This window comes from Streptomyces sp. NPDC054847 (assembly GCF_053610925.1).
Window position 1 is genome coordinate 1 of record NZ_JBSGZJ010000658.1, and the last position, 2,749, is coordinate 2,749.

Annotated in this window: 2 protein-coding genes; both read left to right on the plus strand. The window is 74.5% G+C overall.

The genetic code is table 11. From position 1 onward, the window contains the following. Positions 1-227: 227 nt before the first annotated feature. On the plus strand, positions 228-1,493 hold the full coding sequence (locus ACWGH4_RS33830) for a beta-ketoacyl-[acyl-carrier-protein] synthase family protein (protein WP_453467594.1): 1,266 nt from the start codon (positions 228-230) through the stop codon (positions 1,491-1,493). A gap of 140 nt (positions 1,494-1,633) precedes the next feature. After that, positions 1,634-2,749 (plus strand): beta-ketoacyl synthase N-terminal-like domain-containing protein (locus tag ACWGH4_RS33835; RefSeq protein WP_453467597.1); only part of this gene is annotated, 1,116 nt, incomplete at its 3' end.

Genomic DNA, 2,749 nt, shown 5'->3' on the forward strand with positions numbered 1-2,749 from the left:
AGGGGCCCGCCGCTGGAAAGGGGAGTGGCCGGTTCGAGTCGTTCTCCAGGCCTGTCCGCGAGGCTCGGTGCCCATGAACGGTTTTGTGCACACGGCAGCCGAAACACCGCCCGGGCCGGCCCGGGCGGCGACGGCCGCCGCCACGGAGCGGGGGTGTGGCGGGTGTGTCTGCCGTGCCGTGCGGTGTACCGAGCCCCTATCTGGAGGACAACTGTGAGGGACTACCGATGAGACGGGTCGTCATCACCGGCATAGGCGTCGTCGCTCCCGGCGGTGTGGGCACCCGGAATTTTTGGGACACGCTCACCGCGGGCCGTACCGCCACCGGGCACATCACCCTGTTCGACGCGTCCGCCTACCGCTCCCGGATCGCGGCCGAGGCCGATTTCGACCCCGCCGCGCACGGTTTCAGCCCCGCCGAGGCCGCCCGCCTGGACCGGGCCGCCCAGTTCGCGCTGGTCAGCGCCCGGGAAGCGCTCGCCGACAGCGGCCTTGCGGGCGCGCTGGACGCGGTGCGCACCGGTGTCACCCTGGGCAGCGCGGTGGGCTGCACGACGTCCCTCGACGAGGAGTACGCCGTCGTCAGCGAGCACGGCTCCGCCTGGGAGGTGGACCACACCCGGGCCGTGGCCCATCTGTTCGACTACTTCGTGCCCAGCTCGATGGCGGCCGAGGTGGCCCGTGCCAGCGGCGCGCAGGGCCCGGTGTCGCTGGTGTCGACCGGCTGCACCTCGGGCCTGGACTCGATCGGCCACGCCGTCGACCTCATCCGTGAAGGCAGCGCCGACGTCATGGTCGCCGGCGCGACCGAGGCGCCCATCTCGCCGATCACGGTGGCCTGTTTCGACGCCATCAAGGCCACCAGCCCCCGCAACGACGACCCGGCCACCGCGTCCCGGCCGTTCGACCGCACCCGTAACGGGTTCGTCCTGGGCGAGGGCGCCGCGGTGCTGATCCTGGAGGAGTTCGAACACGCCCGCCGCCGCGGCGCGCACATGTACGCGGAGATCGCCGGGTTCGCCGGCCGCAGCAACGCCTACCACATGACCGGTCTGAAAGCGGACGGCACGGAGATGGCCGAGGCGATTACCGCGGCCCTGGACGAGGCACGGCTGGATCCCACCGCCGTCGACTACATCAACGCCCACGGCTCGGGCACCAAGCAGAACGACCGGCACGAAACCGCCGCGTTCAAACGCAGCCTCGGCCCGCACGCCCGGACCGTCCCGGTCAGCTCCATCAAGTCGATGATCGGGCACTCCCTGGGCGCGATCGGCTCGCTGGAGGTCGCCGCCAGCGCCCTGGCCATCGAACACAACACCGTGCCGCCGACGGCGAACCTGCACGAGGCGGACCCGGCCTGCGACCTCGACTACACCCCGCTCACCGCCCGCGAACAGCGCACCGACACCGTCCTGAGCGTCGGCAGCGGGTTCGGCGGCTTCCAGAGCGCCATCGTCCTGACCCGGCCGCGCCTTCAGGAGGCAGCATGACCACGGCACTGGCCCCCCCCCCCCCCCCCGCCGGCGAGACCGCCCCCACCCCCACCCCCGTCCCGGCGCCCCGGGCGACGCACACCGGTGCGCACCCCGTCCGCCGGCCCGCAGCCGCGACCGTCACCGGGATCGGCGTCATGGCACCCAACGGGCTGGGCACCGAGGCCTGGTGGGCGGCCGTCCTCGCCGGCACCAGCGGCATCGGCCCCCTCACCCGCTTCGACGCCGCCCGCTACCCGGTCAAGATCGCCGGCGAGGTCGACGGCTTCGTCGACACCGACCACCTGCCCAGCCGGCTGCTGCCGCAGACCGACCGGGTCACCCGCCTATCCCTGGCCGCCGCCCGCCAGGCCCTCGACGACAGCGGCTGCGACCCGGCCGCCCTGCCCGCCCACCAGGCCGGCGTCGTCACCGCCAGCTCCGCCGGCGGCTTCGAATTCGGCCAGCGCGAACTGCAGGCCCTGTGGAGCAAAGGCGGCCAGCACGTCAGCGCCTACCAGTCCTTCGCCTGGTTCTACGCCGTCAACACCGGCCAGATCTCCATCCGGCACGGCCTGCGCGGCTCCAGCGGCGTCGTCGTCACCGAACAGGCCGGCGGCCTCGACGCCCTCGCCCACGCCCGCCGCCAGATCCGCAAGGGCAGCCACATCATGATCACCGGCGGGGTCGACTCCGCCCTGTGCCCGTGGGGATGGGCCGCCCACCTCGCCGGCGGCGGCCTGAGCCGCGTCAACGACCCCACCCGCGCCTACCTGCCCTTCGACACGGCCGCCTCCGGCCACGTCGTCGGCGAAGGCGGCGCCCTGTTCGTCCTCGAGGCCGCCCCCGCCGCCCGCGCCCGCGGCGCCCGCTCCTACGGCACCTTCACCGGCTACGCGGCCACCTTCGACGCCCCCGCCACCGTGGACACCCCCCTCACGGCGGACGGATGCCGCCTGGCCGACGCCGCCCGCCTGGCCCTGGCCGACGCCGGCCTGAACACCGGCGACATCGACGTCGTCTTCGCCGACGCCGCCGGCACCCGCGGCGCCGACGCCGCCGAAGCCGCCGCCCTGACCGCCCTGTTCGGCCCGCACGGCGTCCCGGTCACCGCCCCCAAGACGATGACCGGCCGCCTGCTGGCCGGCGGCGCCGCCCTCGACGTCGCCGCCGCCCTGCTCAGCCTGCGCGACCAGGTCGTCCCCCCCACCGTCCACACCCCCGAACAGGCCCAAGAAGGCCCCCTCGGCCGGGGCACCACCGCCCGCCCCCCC